At 71.8% G+C, this 16,792-nt stretch carries 13 protein-coding genes; 9 read left to right on the top strand and 4 right to left on the bottom strand.

Features of this window, described 5'->3' with window-relative positions; all coding sequences use genetic code 11:
* The first annotated feature begins 6 nt into the window (after positions 1 to 6).
* On the top strand, positions 7 to 1,221 hold the full coding sequence (locus ACQPZA_RS29760; protein ID WP_433275431.1) for an esterase-like activity of phytase family protein: 1,215 nt from the start codon (positions 7 to 9) through the stop codon (positions 1,219 to 1,221).
* A gap of 15 nt (positions 1,222 to 1,236) precedes the next feature.
* On the opposite strand, the gene ACQPZA_RS29755 is transcribed toward ACQPZA_RS29760, so the two are convergent.
* Entirely contained in the window at positions 1,237 to 2,388 is a 1,152-nt protein-coding gene (locus ACQPZA_RS29755) for a PQQ-dependent sugar dehydrogenase (protein WP_433275430.1), read from the bottom strand.
* A gap of 81 nt (positions 2,389 to 2,469) precedes the next feature.
* Here ACQPZA_RS29755 and ACQPZA_RS29750 point away from each other — a divergent pair, with 81 nt between their 5' ends.
* Together ACQPZA_RS29750 and ACQPZA_RS29745 are read left to right on the top strand one after the other, a co-directional pair.
* Positions 2,470 to 3,387, top strand: coding sequence for a 2-hydroxyacid dehydrogenase (locus ACQPZA_RS29750; protein ID WP_433275429.1), 918 nt, complete (start codon positions 2,470 to 2,472; stop codon positions 3,385 to 3,387).
* Between the two features lie 60 nt (positions 3,388 to 3,447).
* Positions 3,448 to 4,056, top strand: coding sequence for a DoxX family protein (locus ACQPZA_RS29745; RefSeq protein ID WP_433275428.1), 609 nt, complete (start codon positions 3,448 to 3,450; stop codon positions 4,054 to 4,056).
* Positions 4,057 to 4,124: 68 nt separating this feature from the next.
* Here the strand turns inward: ACQPZA_RS29745 and ilvD are convergent, their stop codons facing one another.
* Complete coding sequence (gene ilvD / locus ACQPZA_RS29740) at positions 4,125 to 5,966, bottom strand: dihydroxy-acid dehydratase (protein WP_433275427.1); 1,842 nt, start codon at positions 5,964 to 5,966, stop codon at positions 4,125 to 4,127.
* A 5-nt stretch (positions 5,967 to 5,971) separates the two neighbouring features.
* Complete coding sequence (locus ACQPZA_RS29735) at positions 5,972 to 6,385, bottom strand: PH domain-containing protein (protein WP_433275426.1); 414 nt, start codon at positions 6,383 to 6,385, stop codon at positions 5,972 to 5,974.
* Positions 6,386 to 6,697: 312 nt separating this feature from the next.
* On the opposite strand from ACQPZA_RS29735, the gene ACQPZA_RS29730 reads away from it, so the two are divergent.
* The 5 genes from ACQPZA_RS29730 (at position 6,698) to ACQPZA_RS29710 (ending at position 13,754) form a co-directional block, all read left to right on the top strand.
* The gene (locus tag ACQPZA_RS29730) at positions 6,698 to 8,656 is read left to right on the top strand and encodes an acetolactate synthase large subunit (protein ID WP_433275425.1); all 1,959 of its coding nucleotides are present in this window, start codon (positions 6,698 to 6,700) and stop codon (positions 8,654 to 8,656) included.
* A complete protein-coding gene (gene ilvN / locus ACQPZA_RS29725; RefSeq protein WP_169394448.1) occupies positions 8,656 to 9,165 on the top strand; it encodes an acetolactate synthase small subunit in 510 nt (169 codons plus the stop codon). Before ACQPZA_RS29730 ends, ilvN begins: the two co-directional genes overlap by 1 nt.
* Positions 9,166 to 9,194: 29 nt before the next feature.
* The gene (gene ilvC / locus ACQPZA_RS29720) at positions 9,195 to 10,199 is read left to right on the top strand and encodes a ketol-acid reductoisomerase (protein ID WP_169394437.1); all 1,005 of its coding nucleotides are present in this window, start codon (positions 9,195 to 9,197) and stop codon (positions 10,197 to 10,199) included.
* Between the two features lie 262 nt (positions 10,200 to 10,461).
* Entirely contained in the window at positions 10,462 to 12,066 is a 1,605-nt protein-coding gene (gene serA / locus ACQPZA_RS29715) for a phosphoglycerate dehydrogenase (RefSeq protein WP_169394438.1), read from the top strand.
* Positions 12,067 to 12,710: 644 nt separating this feature from the next.
* On the top strand, positions 12,711 to 13,754 hold the full coding sequence (locus tag ACQPZA_RS29710) for a 3-isopropylmalate dehydrogenase (protein WP_169394439.1): 1,044 nt from the start codon (positions 12,711 to 12,713) through the stop codon (positions 13,752 to 13,754).
* Positions 13,755 to 13,852: 98 nt separating this feature from the next.
* On the opposite strand, the gene ACQPZA_RS29705 is transcribed toward ACQPZA_RS29710, so the two are convergent.
* Positions 13,853 to 14,254 carry a hypothetical protein gene (locus tag ACQPZA_RS29705; RefSeq protein ID WP_433275424.1) on the bottom strand — a complete coding sequence of 134 codons (402 nt, stop codon included), beginning with the start codon at positions 14,252 to 14,254 and terminating at the stop codon, positions 13,853 to 13,855.
* 895 nt (positions 14,255 to 15,149) lie between these two features.
* On the opposite strand from ACQPZA_RS29705, the gene cimA reads away from it, so the two are divergent.
* Complete coding sequence (cimA, locus tag ACQPZA_RS29700; protein ID WP_433275423.1) at positions 15,150 to 16,790, top strand: citramalate synthase; 1,641 nt, start codon at positions 15,150 to 15,152, stop codon at positions 16,788 to 16,790.
* The last annotated feature ends 2 nt before the right edge of the window (positions 16,791 to 16,792 follow it).

Raw genomic sequence — 16,792 nt, 5'->3', positions numbered from 1 at the left:
GTTGGTGTGACCGCGGAACACCCGCGCGGCACCCGGGGCGACGAATGCATGGGGGTACCGATGGAGGAGAAGTGCCGCGCCGGCCGGCAGCGGCCCGGGTGCCGGTATGGCCCGGTCCGCCTGCTCGGCGAACGCATCCTGCCGCACCACCTGCAGTTCCAGGGAACGACGGTCGGCGGATTGTCCGGCATCGACTACGACACCCGCGCCGCTCGATACCTGCTCGTGAGTGACGACCGGTCGGTTCTCGCACCAGCGCGCTTCTACACCGCGCAGATCGAACTCGACGCCGGCGGACTGCACGACGTCGTCCTGACGGGGGTGACATTCTTCCGACGGCCGGACGGAAAGGCTTATCCGTCCCTCGACCAATGGGGACCCGAGCAGTTCGGCTTCCCGCCGGCCGACCGCGGCGTCTTCGGGACCGTGGATCCCGAGGAGATCCGGGTGGACCCGCGCACCGGCAACATGCTGTGGAGCCAGGAGGGGATCCTCGCCGAGTCCGGTGCGGGCGAGCGCATCGTGGTCGACCCGGCGCTGCGCATCTCGACGCCCGACGGGTGCTTCGTCCGCGACCTCCCGGTCCCCTGCAGCGAGCTGTACTCGGGAGGGCTGGGCCCGAGGCAGGACCGCGCCATCGAGAGCGTCACGTACGCCGGCCACGGCAACCTGGTCGTCTCGGTACTGGAGGACCCACTGCTGGTGGACGGGCCCGAGCCCACGGTGCTGGCGGGCCGTCGGACGAGGATGACCGTGCAGTCGTCGGAGGGGAAGATCCTCGCGCAGTACGCCTACGAGCTCGACCCCCTTCCCCCGGGGCCCGATGGCACGGCGGCCGACGGCAACACCGGGGTGTCGTCGATCCTCGCCTGCGACCCGGGCACCTCCACCCGCTTCCTCGTCCTCGAGCGGGCTTTCGTGGCCGGCCGGGGCAACAGGGTCCGCGTCTACGAGGCCGACGTCTCGCGCGCCACCGACGTGCTCGCTGCGCCGTCGCTGGTCGGGGCTCCGATCACGCCTGCGCGCAAGACACTGCTCGTCGATCTCGCCGACATGGGGCTCGACCGGCTCGAGAACATCGAGGGCATGTCCTGGGGACCGGACGTGTGCACCGGCGAGCGGACCCTGGTCCTGGTCAGCGACGACAACTTCTCCGCCACCCAGCGCACGCAGGTCATCGCGCTCGCCATGGCCCGCGCGGGCGGCACCCGGGCGGCCTGACGCTCCGGTGCGCCGTCAGGTGCGGCTCTCCCCGCCACCTGACGGCGGCTGGATGCGGATCACCCGGTCGTCGCTGGGCACGGGAGCGCCGCCCGCCTTGTTGACGGTGCCCAGCCAGAGCAGGCCGTCCGGAGCCAGGGCAGCCGCCGACAGCCGGCCGTAGGTGCCGGTGAGCATCTTCTCGGGAGTGCCGGTGAACACCGCGTTCTCGCCGGGATGCAGCACGAACAGTGCCGCGGCCCCGGTCAGCGCGATCGCGACCATCCCCGGCTGGGCCACACACCCGGCGACGCCGGGGCGGTCGGGCCAGGTCCAGGCCGGGGCGGGAAGCGGGCCCGGCACCACCAGGTGCAGCACGTCCTGGGTGCCGGTCCGGTCGGTCACCCAGGCCATCGTGGTCACGGGGTCGGTGCAGATCCCGGCAGGCGCCCGCAGCCCCGAGCTGAGCACGCGCGATCCGGGATCCGGGTTGCCCTCCGCCGGCCGGCCCAGCGTGTCGATGCGCAGCAGCTTGCCGGCGAGCGAGCCCGGCACCGCCGGGTCGCCCCCCGCGTCGCCCGTGGCCACCAGCAACGACCCGTCGACGTCCACGCCGAGCGCCCCGCCGTTGTTGCGGGGGCCGCGGGGGATGCCGGTGAGCACGGGCTTGGGCGCCTCCCCCGGGGCGATCCGCACCACGCGGTTGTCCTCGCGCGTGGTGGCGTAGGCGTAGACGAGCTGGTCCTCCTTGTACGACGGCGAGAGGACGAGGCCGGTGAGACCACCGCCGCCGCTCGCGTCGACCGGCACGGTGGTGACCAGTACCGGGTCGGAGCCCCGCTGTACCCGCAGCACGCGCCCGGTCGCCCGCTCGGCCACGAGCGCCGACCGGCCGTCGGGCAGCACCGCGATCGCGCCGACGGGCTCCAGGCACGTGGCCACGACCTGCGGGTCGGGATCGACGCAGCCGCCGGGCGGCTGGGGCGAGCCGGGCTGCCCGGCGCTGCCCCCCGGTGGCGGTGCCGGTGGCTGGGAGGGTTCCGGGACCACCGGCGGGCCGCCGAGCTCACCCGCGCCCTCCACCTGCTCCCGCCACTCCCGCGGGCCCTGGTCGGGGAACGTCGCGCACCCGGCCAGCAGCAGGCCCAGCAACGCCGTCGCCGCCGCCCGCCGCACCCGTCCTCCCACGCGGCCCAGGCTATGCGGCACGGGGTGAGCGGCCCGTGAACGGTGCCCGCCACCTCTCCGGCCGGACATTAGGGTCGGGACATGGGCGACATCGTTGTTCTGGTTCCGCACGACGAGGGGATGTCGGCTCTCGCCGATGTCCCCGGCATCTCCCCGGTGCGGTACGACGTCGACGGCGAGCTTCCCGAGGCCGCCGAGACCGCACAGGTACTGGTCCCCGACTTCCTGGCGACACAGGAGGCCGTGGCCATGACGGCGAAGCTGCCGAACCTGCAGCTCGTCCAACTCCTCTCGGCGGGGGCGGAGCACTGGGTCGGCCGGCTCCCCGACGGAGTCGCGCTGTCGGACTGCCGGGGCGCCCACGGGGGCGCCACCGCGGAGTGGGTCGTCGCGGTCCTCCTCGCCGTGTACCGCGACCTCCCACGTTTCGTCCGCGCGCAGGACGAGCGACGCTGGGACTACCACTACACCGAGGAGCTGGCCGGCAAGCGCGTGCTCGTGGTGGGGGCGGGGGACGTCGCCGAGAACACGGCGCGCCGCCTGGCCCCGTTCGACGTGGACGTCACGCTGGTGGGCCGCACGGCCAGGACGGGCGTACACGGCATCGACGAGGTGCACGACCTGCTGCCCCACCACGACGCCTGCGTGGTGATCGTGCCCCTCACCGACGACACCCGCGGGCTCGTCGACGCCGGGTTCCTCGCCGCGATGCCCGACGGGGCGGTGCTGGTCAACGCGGCACGCGGCCCCGTCGCCGACACCGACGCGCTCACCGCCGAGCTGACGAGCGGGCGGCTGCGCGGCGCGCTCGACGTGACGGATCCGGAGCCGCTGCCCGCTGACCATCCACTGTGGACGGCCCCGGGGCTGCTGATCACGCCGCACGTCGGCGGCAGCGTCCCGAACACGATGCGGCGCGCCTACGAGGTGGTGGCCGAGCAGCTCGGCGCGTACGCGCGGGGTGAGCGGCCGCCGAACCTCGTCGAGAACGGGTACTGATCCACGAATCCGGCGTCATCACCTGGGCGAACGTGCCGCTGACGGCTACCCTCCCTGCGCATGACCGACCAGCCGACGTCGATACTTCCCGGTTCGGGCCGCAGCGGTTTCGGTGGGTCGGAGCCGGGCGACACCCGCCCCACCCGCAGGCCACTGACCTGGAACGGCGGCACCGACGTCGGGCTGCTGATCCTGCGGTTCGCCGTGGGTGGCACGTTCTTCGCCCACGGGATGCAGAAGGTCTTCGGGATGTGGGACGGGCCGGGCGTCGCGGGGTTCGCCCGCCTGCTCGACCGGTTCGGCTACGAGCAGACCACCACCCTGTCCTGGGTCACCGGGATCGTCGAGCTCGTGGCCGGGGCGTTCGTGGTGCTGGGGGTGGTCACACCGCTCGCCGCCGCAGCCCTGCTCGCCATCAAGATCAACGCGGTGCTCGTCAAGATGGCGAGCGGGTTCTTCATCGCCTCGGCCGCGGGGGCCGACGCCGTGGAACTGGACGTCGTGCTCGGGCTCGCGGCCGCCGCGCTCATCTTCACCGGGCCGGGACGGATCGCGCTGGACAACGGCCGCACCTGGCACCGCCGCCCCGCCCCGTGGGGCGTGCTCGCGCTGATCGTGGGTGTGGCGGCGGGCGTGCTGGTGTTCGTGCTGCTCCGCACCCCCGTGTGACGGGTTCAGGAAAGCCACTTTCCTGCCCTCTGCGGGCCTGAAAGTGGCTTTCCTGAACTTCGGGGGCCCTACGGGACCCGGCGGACCGCTCCCGTGTGGGCGCTCGTGGCCAGTGCCGCGTAGGCGCGCAGCGCCTTGCTCACCTGGCGGTCCCGGTCCTTCGGCTGCCACGGGCGCTCGGAGGCGTCCATCTTGGCCCGGCGCTCGGCCAGCACCTCGTCGGCGACCTGCACCTCGATCGTCCGGCTCCGGACGTCGATCAGCACCGTGTCGCCGTCCTCGATCAGGCCGATGACACCACCGGCGGCGGCCTCGGGGGAGATGTGCCCCACCGAGATGCCGCTCGACCCGCCGGAGAAGCGGCCGTCGGTGATCAGGGCGCACTTCGCGCCGAGGCCCGCCCCCTTGAGGAACGCGGTGGGGTGCAGCATCTCCTGCATCCCCGGCCCGCCCGCGGGGCCCTCGTAGCGCACCACGAGCACGTCACCGGGCTGGATCTGCTTGGTGAGGATCACCGACACGGCCTCCTCCTGGCTCTCCACCACGCGGGCGGGGCCGGAGAAGCGCCAGATGTCCTCGGGGATGCCGGCGGTCTTGATGACGGCCCCGTCGGGCGCGATGTTGCCGCGCAGCACGGCGAGGCCGCCGTCGGCGGTGTAGGCGTGCTCGGCGTCGCGGATGCACCCGCCCGCCGCGTCGGTGTCGAGCGAGGACCAGCGGTTCTCCGTGGAGAACGCCTCCGTGGTGCGCACCCCGCCCGGTGCCGCGTGGTACAGCTCCACGGCCTTCTCCGACGGCGCCTGCGCGCGGACGTCCCACTCGGAGAGCCACTCCCGCATCGACGGGGAGTGCACCGTGTGCACGTCCTCGTTGAGCAGGCCGGCCCGCCACAGCTCACCCAGGATGGCGGGGATGCCACCGGCGCGGTGGACGTCCTCCATGTGGTAGTTCGAGTTGGGCGACACCTTCGACAGGCACGGCACCCGCCGCGACACCGCGTCGATCGCCTCCAGGTCGAAGTCGATCTCGCCCTCCTGCGCGGCGGCGAGGATGTGCAGCACGGTGTTGGTGGAGCCGCCCATGGCCACGTCGAGCGCCATCGCGTTCTCGAACGCCTTGCGGGTGGCGATCGACCGCGGCAGCACGGAGGCGTCGTCCTCGGCGTACCAGCGCTTCGCGAGCGCCATCACCGTGCGGCCCGCCTCGAGGAACAGCTCACGGCGGGCGGCGTGCGTGGCCAGGGTGGAGCCGTTGCCGGGCAGGGCGAGCCCGAGCGCCTCGGTGAGGCAGTTCATCGAGTTGGCGGTGAACATCCCGGAGCAGGAGCCGCACGTCGGGCACGCCGAACGCTCGACGAGGTCCAGGCCGCTGTCGTCCACCTGCGGCGAGGCGGACGCCGAGATCGCCGTGATGAGGTCGGTGGGCGCCTGCGCCACCCCGTCGACGACGACGGCCTTCCCGGCCTCCATCGGGCCGCCGGAGACGAACACGGTGGGGATGTTCAGCCGCATCGCGGCGTTCAGCATGCCGGGGGTGATCTTGTCGCAGTTCGAGATGCAGACCAGCGCGTCGGCGGCGTGGCCGTTGACCATGTACTCGACGGCGTCGGCGATCACCTCGCGGCTGGGCAGCGAGTAGAGCATGCCGCCGTGGCCCATGGCGATGCCGTCGTCGACGGCGATCGTGTGGAACTCCCGCGCCACGCCGCCCGCCTCGCGGATGGCTCCCGCGACGAGGTCGCCGAGGTCCTTGAGGTGCACGTGCCCGGGCACGAACTGCGTGTAGGAGTTGGCGATGGCGACGATCGGCCTGCCGAAGTCGTCGTCGGTCATGCCGGTGGCGCGCCAGAGCGAACGTGCTCCGGCGGCGTTGCGGCCGTGGGTGGTGACGCGGGAACGCAGAGCCGGCATCGGGCTCACTCTCCAGCCGGGTCGGGCAGCCTGCCACCGCTGACGGCGGCGAGCTGGGGCAGGTCTCGGACTCCGACGGCCGGGAGCGGTAGCTCGGCACCGTCGGCCAGCACCGCGCTGACCCCGGCGCGACCCCGCAGTCGTGAGCGGTGGCCGAGGCGCAGCGAGCTGATCTCAGGCCACGGTACGCGCCGGCCGCCGACGATCCGGCGGATGGTCAGCGCGTCCGGATCGGCGACGGTGCGCACCCGCAGCGTCCACACGATCATCGCGATCGGTACGAGGTACACCAGCCACAGGAACGGGCCGGAGGCCGCGAACGGCGTGGCGCACACCGCGATCCCGATCGCCGCGAGGTTGGTCAGCGGCGAGATGCGGAAGACAGCGCGGGGGGTGGGCTCGTCGCCGGTGGTGCTCACCCGGCCATCGTCTCATCCGGGACCGATCCCCACCTGCGGGTGGGCGGTCGGGTCCCGGCCCGCCGGTATTCGGACAACCGGGCCCGGACCGTCGGAGGCGTCCCACCATCTGGTACATCGGTCCCAGGAAATTTGACGCCTCGACCGGCGGCCGTCTAGCGTCGCGGTCATGTCAGCCGTCCGGGTGCTCGTACTTCGCAGGCGCGTCCACGCCTGAGCGAGCCCTCGGTCGTCGACGCGCCACCCTCGTTCCGCCTCCCGGCGGTCGGGGGTTTTTTCATGTCTGGCCCCAACTCCCGGAGCTGACCGTAGATGACCACCGCAACGCCCCGTTCCGGCCCGGTCCCCGGACCGTCGGGACCGAAGCCGGCGCCGCCGCCGGGCCGTCAGGGCTCCCAACCCGGTTCGAGCCCTGCCCAGCAGGCGCCGGTGCAGGCCGTTCCCGGCCTGCGCTTCGACCGGGTGCCCATGACCGGCGCCCAGTCGCTCGTCCGCTCGCTCGAGGAGGTGGGCTGCGAGGTCGTCTTCGGTATTCCGGGCGGCACCATCCTCCCCGCCTACGACCCGCTACTCGACTCGACGCGCGTGCGGCACGTGCTGGTCCGCCATGAGCAGGGCGCGGGGCACGCGGCCACCGGGTACGCGCAGGCCACGGGCAAGGTGGGCGTCTGCATGGCGACGTCGGGCCCGGGCGCGACCAACCTCGTCACCCCGATCGCCGACGCCTACATGGACTCCGTCCCGATCGTCGCGATCACCGGTCAGCAGACCCGCGCGCTGATCGGCACCGACGCGTTCCAGGAAGCGGACATCACCGGCATCACCATGCCGGTGACCAAGCACAACACCCTCGTGACCGACGCGGCGGAGATCCCGCGCGCCATCGCGGAGGCGTTCCACCTGGCGTCCACGGGCCGACCCGGCCCGGTGCTGGTGGACATTCCGAAGGACGTGCTGCAGGAACGCACCACGTTCTCCTGGCCCCCCGAGCTGCAGCTGCCCGGCTACCGGCCCACCACCCGGCCGCACGGCAAGCAGATCCGGGAGGCCGCCAAGCTGATCAGCTCGGCGCAGCGGCCGGTGCTCTACGTCGGTGGCGGCGTGCTCAAGGCGGAGGCCTCGCCCGAGCTCCTGGAGCTGGCGGAGCTCACCGGTATCCCGGTGGTCACCACGCTGATGGCCCGCGGCGTCTTCCCGGACAGCCACCGCCAGCACGTCGGGATGCCCGGCATGCACGGCACCGTCACCGCGGTGGCCGCCATGCAGGAGTCCGACCTGCTCGTCGCGCTCGGGGCGCGGTTCGACGACCGGGTCACCGGCCATCTCGCCAGCTTCGCGCCCGACGCGGCGGTCGTGCACGCCGACATCGACCCGGCCGAGATCTCCAAGAACCGCCGGGCGGACGTCCCGATCGTGGGCGACGCCAAGGAGGTCATCGCCGAGCTCATCGACGCGCTGCGCACCGAGCGGGCCGAGCGCGGCCACGCCGACCTCACCGCATGGTGGTCGAGGCTCGACGGGCTGCGCTCCACCTACCCGCTGGGCTACGACTGGCCGGCCGACGGCTCGCTGTCACCCGAGTACGTGATCGAGCGGATCGGGCAGATCGCGGGTCCGGACGCCGTGTACGTGGCGGGCGTCGGGCAGCACCAGATGTGGGCCGCGCAGTTCGTCAGGTACGAGAAGCCGCGCACGTGGCTCAACTCGGGCGGACTCGGCACGATGGGCTACGCGGTGCCGGCCGCGATGGGCGCCAAGATGGGCCTTCCGGAGGGCGTCGTGTGGGCCATCGACGGCGACGGCTGCTTCCAGATGACCAACCAGGAGCTCGCCACCTGCGCGCTCGAGGGCATCCCGATCAAGGTCGCCGTCATCAACAACGGCAACCTCGGCATGATCCGGCAGTGGCAGACGCTCTTCTACTCCGAGCGCTACTCGCAGAGCGACCTCGGCACGCACAAGCACCGCATCCCGGACTTCCTGCTGCTGGCCGAGGCGATGGGCTGCGTCGGCCTGCGCGCGGAGTCCAAGGACGAGGTCGACAAGGTCATCCAGCAGGCGATGGAGATCAACGACCGCCCGGTCGTGATCGACTTCGTGGTCGGCGCCGACGCGCAGGTGTGGCCCATGGTGGCCGCGGGCACCGGCAACTCCGAGATCATGGCGGCCCGCAACATCCGGCCGCTCTTCGACACCGACGAGATCGTCGCCGACGACGCCGGCACCGGCTCCGTCGCGGCGGAGGCCATGAGGCAGGGTGAGGAGTCGTGATCCAGCGGCACACGCTGTCGGTGCTCGTCGAGGACAAGCCGGGTGTGCTCGCCCGGATCTCGGGCCTGTTCTCCCGGCGGGGCTTCAACATCGAGTCCCTCGCCGTCGGGCCCACCGAGCACCCCGACATCTCGCGCATGACCATCGTCGTGGCGGTCGACGACTTCCCCCTCGAGCAGGTCACCAAGCAGCTCAACAAGCTCATCCACGTGATCAAGATCGTGGAGCTCGAGCCTGCCGCATCCGTGCAGCGCGAGCTCCTGCTGGTCAAGGTGCGTGCCGACCCCGGCGTGCGCAGCCAGGTGCTCGAGATCGTCAACCTGTTCCGGGCCAAGGCGGTGGACGTGACGCCGGAGGCGCTCACGATCGAGGCCACCGGCACCGCCGACAAGCTCAGCGCCCTGCTCAAGAACCTCGAGCCGTTCGGCATCCGCGAGATGGTGCAGTCCGGGATGGTGGCCGTCGGCCGCGGTCCCCGCTCGATCACCGCCGCCGCTGCCATCCGTTAAGCAACCCCCGAAAGGACCCTTCACCAGTCATGGCTGTGAACATCTACTACGACGACGACGCCGATCTCTCGATCATCCAGGGCCGCAAGGTCGCGGTGATCGGCTACGGCAGCCAGGGCCACGCGCACGCGCTCTCGCTGCGCGACTCGGGGGTCGACGTCCGGATCGGGCTGCCCGAGGGCTCGAAGAGCCGCGCGAAGGCAGCGGACGAGGGCCTGCGGGTGGTGACGCCCGCCGAGGCGTCCGCCGAGGCCGACCTGATCATGATCCTGGCGCCCGACACCAAGCAGCGCCACATCTACTCCGACGACATCGCGCCGCACCTCCAGCCGGGCGACGCGATCTTCTTCGGGCACGGCTTCAACATCCGCTACGAGCTGATCAAGCCGCCTGCCGACGTCGACGTGGCGATGGTCGCCCCGAAGGGGCCCGGCCACCTCGTGCGCCGCCAGTTCGTCGACGGCAAGGGCGTGCCCTGCCTGATCGCCGTCGAGCAGGACCCGAGCGGCAACGCGAAGGCCCTCGCCCTCTCCTACGCCGCGGCCATCGGCGGCGCCCGCGCTGGCGTCATCGAGACCACGTTCAAGGAGGAGACCGAGACCGACCTGTTCGGTGAGCAGGCCGTGCTCTGTGGTGGCGCCGCCGCACTCGTCCAGACCGGGTTCGAGGTGCTCACGGAGGCCGGCTACGCGCCGGAGATCGCGTACTTCGAGTGCCTGCACGAGCTCAAGCTGATCGTCGACCTGATGTACGAGGGCGGCATCGCCAACGAGCGCTTCTCGATCTCCGACACGGCCGAGTACGGCGACCTCACCCGCGGCCCGCGGGTGATCACGCCGGCCGTCAAGGACGAGATGCGCAAGATCCTCGCCGAGATCCAGGACGGCCGCTTCGCGCAGGAGTGGGTGGCCGAGGACGAGGCGGGCCGCCCGAACTTCAGCCGCCTCCAGAAGGAGGGTGCCGAGCACCCGATCGAGCAGGTCGGCGAGAAGCTGCGCGGCCTCATGAGCTGGGTCGGCTCGAAGGCCACCTGAGCCGCAGGAGCCGTTCGCGCGAGCGGTGCTCTCGACCGGTGGATCCGGTCGGGAGCGCCGCCCGCGCGCCGGAGCCCGGTTAACGCAGCCCGGCCCTGGTGCGAGTGCGATCGTGCCGATGGTTCGTCCCGAGGGTGGGCTGCCCCTACCGTTCGTCCTGTTCAGCGTGTTGCACCGCCCACGCCGCCGGCCCACCGGTCGTGGAGCGCAACTACCATCGGGCACGTACCCAGCCGCCGATCCGGGGAGCACTGCAACCGTCGTGACCACCGTCGCCCGCCCTGTCGTCCTGCTCGCCGAGAAGCTCGCCCCCTCAGCGGTGGCGCTGCTCGGCGACGACGTCGAGATCCGCCACGTGGACGGCACCGACCGCCCCGCTCTCCTGGCCGCGATCGCCGACGCCGATGCCGTCCTCGTCCGCTCCGCCACCAAGGTCGATGCCGAAGCTCTCGCCGCGTCCACGCGCCTGAAGGTCGTCGCCCGCGCCGGCGTCGGCCTGGACAACGTCGACGTGCCGGCCGCCACGGCCCGCGGCGTCATGGTCGTGAACGCCCCGACCTCCAACATCGTCTCCGCCGCCGAGCACGCCGTCGCGCTGCTGCTGTCGGCCGCGCGCCACATCCCCGCGGCCGACGCGAGCCTGCGCTCCGGGCAGTGGAAGCGCAGCTCGTTCACCGGTGTCGAGCTCAACGGCAAGCTCGTCGGCATCGTCGGGCTGGGCAAGATCGGTCAGCTGGTGGCCCAGCGCCTCGCCGCGTTCGGCGTCGAGCTGATCGCCTACGACCCGTACGTCGCCCCGGCCCGGGCCGGCCAGCTCGGCATCGAGCTGGTGAGCCTCGAGGATCTGCTGCGGCGCGCCGACGCGATCTCGATCCACCTGCCCAAGACGGCCGAGACCCTCGGGCTCATCGGCAAGGACCAGCTCGCGCTCACCAAGCCCGGCGTGATCATCGTGAACGCGGCGCGCGGTGGCCTGGTCGACGAGGACGCGCTGGCCGAGGCCGTGCGCAGCGGCCACGTCGGCGGTGCCGGCATCGACGTCTACGTCACCGAGCCCACCACCTCGAGCCCCCTGTTCGAGCTGCCGCAGGTGGTCGTCACCCCGCACCTGGGCGCCTCCACCGACGAGGCCCAGGACCGCGCGGGCACCGACGTCGCCCGCTCGGTGCAGCTGGCGCTCGCCGGTGAGTTCGTGCCGGACGCGGTCAACGTGCAGGTCACCGGCGTGGTGGGCGAGGAGGTCCGGCCCTGGCTGCCGCTCACGCAGAAGCTCGGCACGGTGCTCCACGCCGTCGCCGGCCGGCTGCCCAGCTCGGTCACCGTGGACGTCGCCGGTGAGCTCGCGGCCGAGGACGTCTCGGTACTGGCGCTGGCCGCGCTGCGCGGCGTCTTCACCCACGTCGTCGAGGACCAGGTCACGTTCGTCAACGTGCCGGGCATCGCCGCGGAGCGGGGCGTCGAGGTCGAGGTGACCACCGCGCCCGAGAGCGAGAACCACCGCAGCGTTGTGCAGCTGCGCGCCGCCATGCCCGACGGCACGTCCATCACGGTCTCCGGCACGCTCACCGGGCGCGCCCAGGTGGAGAAGCTCGTCGAGGTCAACGGGCGCCACTTCGACCTGCGGGCCGAGGGTGACGTGCTGCTTCTCGAGTACTCCGACCGGCCCGGCGTCATGGGCCGCGTGGGCTCGCTGCTCGGCGAGGCCGCGGTCAACATCGAGGCGGCGCAGATCAGCCAGACCACCGACGGCACCGACGCGATCATGCTCCTGCGCGTCGACCGGGCCGTCGACCCGGGCGTGCTGGAGCCGATCGGTGCGTCCGTGGGCGCCCGCACCACCCGGTTGATCTCCTTCGACACCGACTGACCCGTTCGGGTACCCACTGCGCACCGTGTCGCGTCCGTCCGGTGGTACGGGTGACGCCGTCGGATCCGGTGAATCCGGAGCCCGGCCGCGTCACCCGTCGCGGTCGTCCACCCTCTCCCCGTGGTGCCGTTGCGCCTGCGGGGCGGGGGCGGGTGGCGTGTCGTCCGTCACGTCGAACAGGGTCCTGACCTCGCCTGGAGCCTGAAAAACACCCCGAGCGCCGCCGCCTCCGCGCGGTGGCGCCACGGGGCGCCATGGCCGCCCCGGCAGCGCACTCCGGCGTCCGGGGGACGACCACAGCGGCCGCTGCGCAGGCGGCGAATCGCCGGTGCTGATGGCTGTGAGCAGCGTTGCCTCGGCGAACGGGTGATGCTCTGACCTGCAAGGACACGTCCGAGTCGACAGCAGCCACCGGCATCCGGGTGAGGGCATGCGGGGGTGGGGCACAACCCGGCAGATGGGCGGGGGCAGAATGGCCCGCATGGGGGCGTGTCGCACCAGGGGAGGTCCTGACTGCCTCGCTTCCGCATCAGTTCCATCCGATGGGGTGACCACGATCGGATGGCGGAGAGCTTAGCGGCATCGTTGCAGCGGGTAACGTGCGCCCGGCTGTTTCGGGGTCAACTGGAGAGAGGACATCGGTAATGCGCCTTGCGGTCATTCCCGGAGACGGCATCGGGCCGGAGGTCATCGACGAGGCGCTGAAGGTCCTCAACGAGGTCGAGCCCGGTGCGGCGACCACGACCTACGACCTCGGTGCGGCGCGCTGGCACTCCACCGGCGAGCTGCTGCCCGAGTCGGTCCTCACGGAGCTGCAGGAGCATGACGCGATCCTGCTCGGCGCCGTGGGCGACCCGTCCGTGCCCAGCGGCATCCTGGAGCGCGGACTCCTGCTGCGCCTGCGCTTCGAGCTCGACCACCACGTGAACCTGCGCCCGGCCCGGCTCTACCCCGGCGTCCGCGGTCCGCTCGCCGGCAACAACGAGATCGACCTGCTGGTGGTGCGGGAGGGCACAGAGGGCCCGTACGTCGGCACCGGCGGCCTGCTCCGCAAGGACACGCCGCAGGAGATCGCCACCGAGGTCAGCGTCAACACGGCCTACGGCGTGGAGCGCGTCGTCCGTGACGCCTTCAGCCGCGCCTCCCGCCGTTCCCGCAAGCACCTCACGCTCGTGCACAAGACCAACGTGCTGAGCTACTCCGGGCGCCTGTGGTCGCGGCTGGTGGAGGAGGTCTCGCTCGAGCACCCCGAGGTGAGCGTGGCCTACCAGCACATCGACGCCACCACGATCCACCTGGTCACCGACCCCGGCCGGTTCGACGTGATCGTCACCGACAACCTCTTCGGCGACATCCTCACCGACCTCGCCGCCGCCGTCACCGGGGGCATCGGCCTCGCGGCCAGCGGCAACCTCGACGTGAGCCGCCGCAACCCGAGCATGTTCGAGCCGGTGCACGGCAGCGCACCCGACATCGCGGGCCAGGGCATCGCCGACCCCACGGCCGCCGTGCTCTCCGTGGCCCTGCTGCTCGACCACCTCGGCAACCGCGACGCGGCCCGCCGCATCGAGGCCGCCGTGGCGTTCGACCTCGCCACGAGGGACCACAGCGCCACCGGCCACACCCAGAGCATCGGCGACCGCCTCGCCGCCCTGGTGAGCGCGCACGCCACAACCCCCGCCCCGTAACTCCCCACCCCCGGGGCGGAGCCCCGCCCGAAGTTCAGGAAAGCCACTTTCAGGCCCTCTCAGGGCAGGAAAGTGGCTTTCCTGAACTTGGGCAGTCCTCACTGCGTGGTTCGGATTGCTCGCAGTGGTGGTCGGGGGCGTTTCCGGGCCTGTTCGTACGTCGCTCGGAGTGTGGCCACCACGTCCTCCGGGTTCGTGAGGATCTTCTTCGGTTTGGACGCGGTGTACACCGCTCCGGCCGCGACGAAGCCGGCGGCCCGCTCGACGGTGGTGTCGTGGTCGGCGGGGCTCAGGTGCCATTCGCTGGACTCGATCTCCCACACCATCGCGACGTCGTCGAGCCAGCAGTCCGCCACGCCGAGGAACCGTCCCTCGGCGTCGTACACCGCCGCGTTCCACCATGGCTCGGGCAGCCCGGTGCTGCTCCAGAGCCGCTTCGCCTCCAGTTCGGCAGCGGAACGCACGCCCTCCGCGAGCTCACCGAGAACTCTGCGCGGCACCGCTGTACCTCTCCGCGAACCGGCTTCGAGCTCGCCGCCAAGAGCTGCGACCGTGCACAACCCGCGCTGGACGGCGTCGGACAGCAGTTCCGCGACATCTCCAGGCGCGGGTAGCCGCCGGACCGTGTCGACACAAGCGCGCTGGACAGGGGCCAACGGGATCCCGCCGCGCACTATCGACTGCGGTAGCCGGCCGGTCCGTTCGACGTGGACGAAACCCACCGAGCGGACCTGCCGGCGATCGGGGACGAGGATGTGGACGTCCTGGGTTGCTTCCCGGTCGCCCCGTTGCCGGACCGGTCCTCGGCGGATGCCGTGACGTCGGCAAGCCTCGATGCCGGTGAGAACTGCGTCCTCTCCACCCAGCAGCAGGGCCGCGCGGATCCGCTGATCCTGACTGGGTGTTCCGGTGAACAGCAGCACCACACCAGGCAGGATCCGCTGCCACGGTCCGCCGTCCAGACAACGCTTGTACACAGTGCGCTCCGAGAAACCGAGGGCAACCAGCTGACGCACGCTGGCCACCCGGAGCGGAAAGGCGTCGCGGAGTTCGCTACCTCGGGACCGTGCCAGCACCCCCATGCCGAAGATGATCCGCGAAGGTCGCCGGACCCGTGGGCGAACGGAAGACCTCGGTTCAGGAAAGCCACTTTCAGGCCCTCTCAGGGCAGGAAAGTGGCTTTCCTGAACTTCCCGGGGGCCTCGCCGCGGGGGGGTGGGTGGCGGGGTGGGGGTGGCGCGTGGCATGCTCACCTTCGTGCAGCATCTCTTCGTGATCATTATCGACAGGCGCGTCGGCTAACCAGCACCACCAGCCGACGCGCAGACCTCTCGCATTCGCGGGGGGTCTTTTTTGTTGCCCGATCACGCCCGACCCACCTCCAGGAGCTCCCGGATGTCCCGCACCGAACCGGCCGGAACCCCGCTCGGAGACGTCTTCCACGTCTACGACACGACTCTGCGCGACGGCGCTCAGCGCGAGGGCATCAGCTACTCCGTGGCCGACAAGCTGGCCGTCGCCCGGCACCTGGACGCGCTGGGGGTCGGGTTCATCGAGGGGGGATGGCCGGGGGCGATGCCGAAGGACACCGAGTTCTTCGCCCGTGCCGCGGAGGGGGAGCTGGAGCTGCGGCACGCGGTGCTGGTGGCGTTCGGGGCGACCCGCCGGGCCGGGACGACGGCGGCGGCGGACCCGCAGGTCCGGGCGCTGCTGGAGAGCCGGGCGCCGGCGGTCACGCTCGTCGCGAAGTCCGACCGCCGTCACATCGAGCGGGCCCTGCGCACCGACGTGGCGGAGAACTGCGCGATGGTGGCTGACACGGTGGCGTTCCTGCATGGCGAGGGCCGGCGGGTGTTCCTCGACGCCGAGCACTTCTTCGACGGCTACCGGTTCGACCCGGACACGGCGTTGCGGGTGCTGGACGCCGCGGTGTCGGCGGGGGCGGACGTCGTGGTGCTGTGCGACACGAACGGCGGCATGCTCCCGTTGGGCATCGCCGAGGTGGTGGCCGAGGTGGCCGGGCGCACCGGTTTCCGTCTCGGCATCCACTGCCAGGACGACACGGGCTCCGCGGTGGCCAACTCGGTCACCGCGGTGCAGGCCGGCGCGACGCACGTGCAGTGCACCGCGAACGGTTACGGCGAACGGACCGGCAACGCCGACCTGTTCGCCGTCGTCGGGAACCTGGTGACCAAGCTGGACATGCCCGTCCTACCGGACGGCGCGTTCGGCGAGCTGACCCGCACCTCGCACGCGTTGGCGGAGATCGCCAACATCGCTCCCGACACCCACCAGGCGTATGTCGGGACGTCAGCGTTCGCCCACAAGGCGGGCCTGCACGCGAGTGCGATCAAGGTGGACCCGGAGCTGTACAACCACATGGACCCTGTGGTCGTGGGCAACGGGCAGCGGGTGCTGGTCACCGAGATGGCCGGCCGGGCGAGTGTCGAGCTCAAGGGGGCGGAGCTCGGCCTGGACCTGGCCGGCCAACCCGACGCGGTGTCGGCGCTGGTCGCCACGGTGAAGGAGCGCGAGGCGGAGGGCTGGTCGTTCGAGGCGGCCGACGCCTCGCTGGAGCTGCTCATGCGTTCGGCCATGGGTGAGGCGGACCGGGTGCCGTTCGCCCTCGAGTCCTACCGCGTGATCGTCGAGCACAGCGCCGACGCGGACGTGTTGGCCGAGGCGACCGTCCGCGTCGTCCTCGGCGACGGGGAGCGGCGGATCGCCACCGCGGAGGGGAACGGCCCGGTCAACGCGCTCGATGCGGCGTTGCGGGCGGCGCTGACGCCGTCGTGCCCGTGGCTGTCGGACGTGGAGCTGTCAGACTACAAGGTCCGCATCCTCACCACCGGGCGCTCGCAGAGCTACGGCACGGACGCCGTCACGCGGGTGCTGCTGGAGTCCACCGGCAGCTCGGGGTCGTGGACCACCGTGGGCGTGCACAGCAACGTCGTCGAGGCGTCCTGGCTGGCGCTGGTCGACGCACTGGCGTTCGCGGCGCTGCGTGCGCCCGTCCCCGTGCAGGCGGCGAGCTGACA

The sequence above is a fragment of the Pseudonocardia xinjiangensis genome, from assembly GCF_050948425.1.
Classification (GTDB): Bacteria; Actinomycetota; Actinomycetes; order Mycobacteriales; family Pseudonocardiaceae; genus Pseudonocardia; species Pseudonocardia xinjiangensis.
This window is presented reverse-complemented; position numbering and strand designations above follow the sequence as displayed.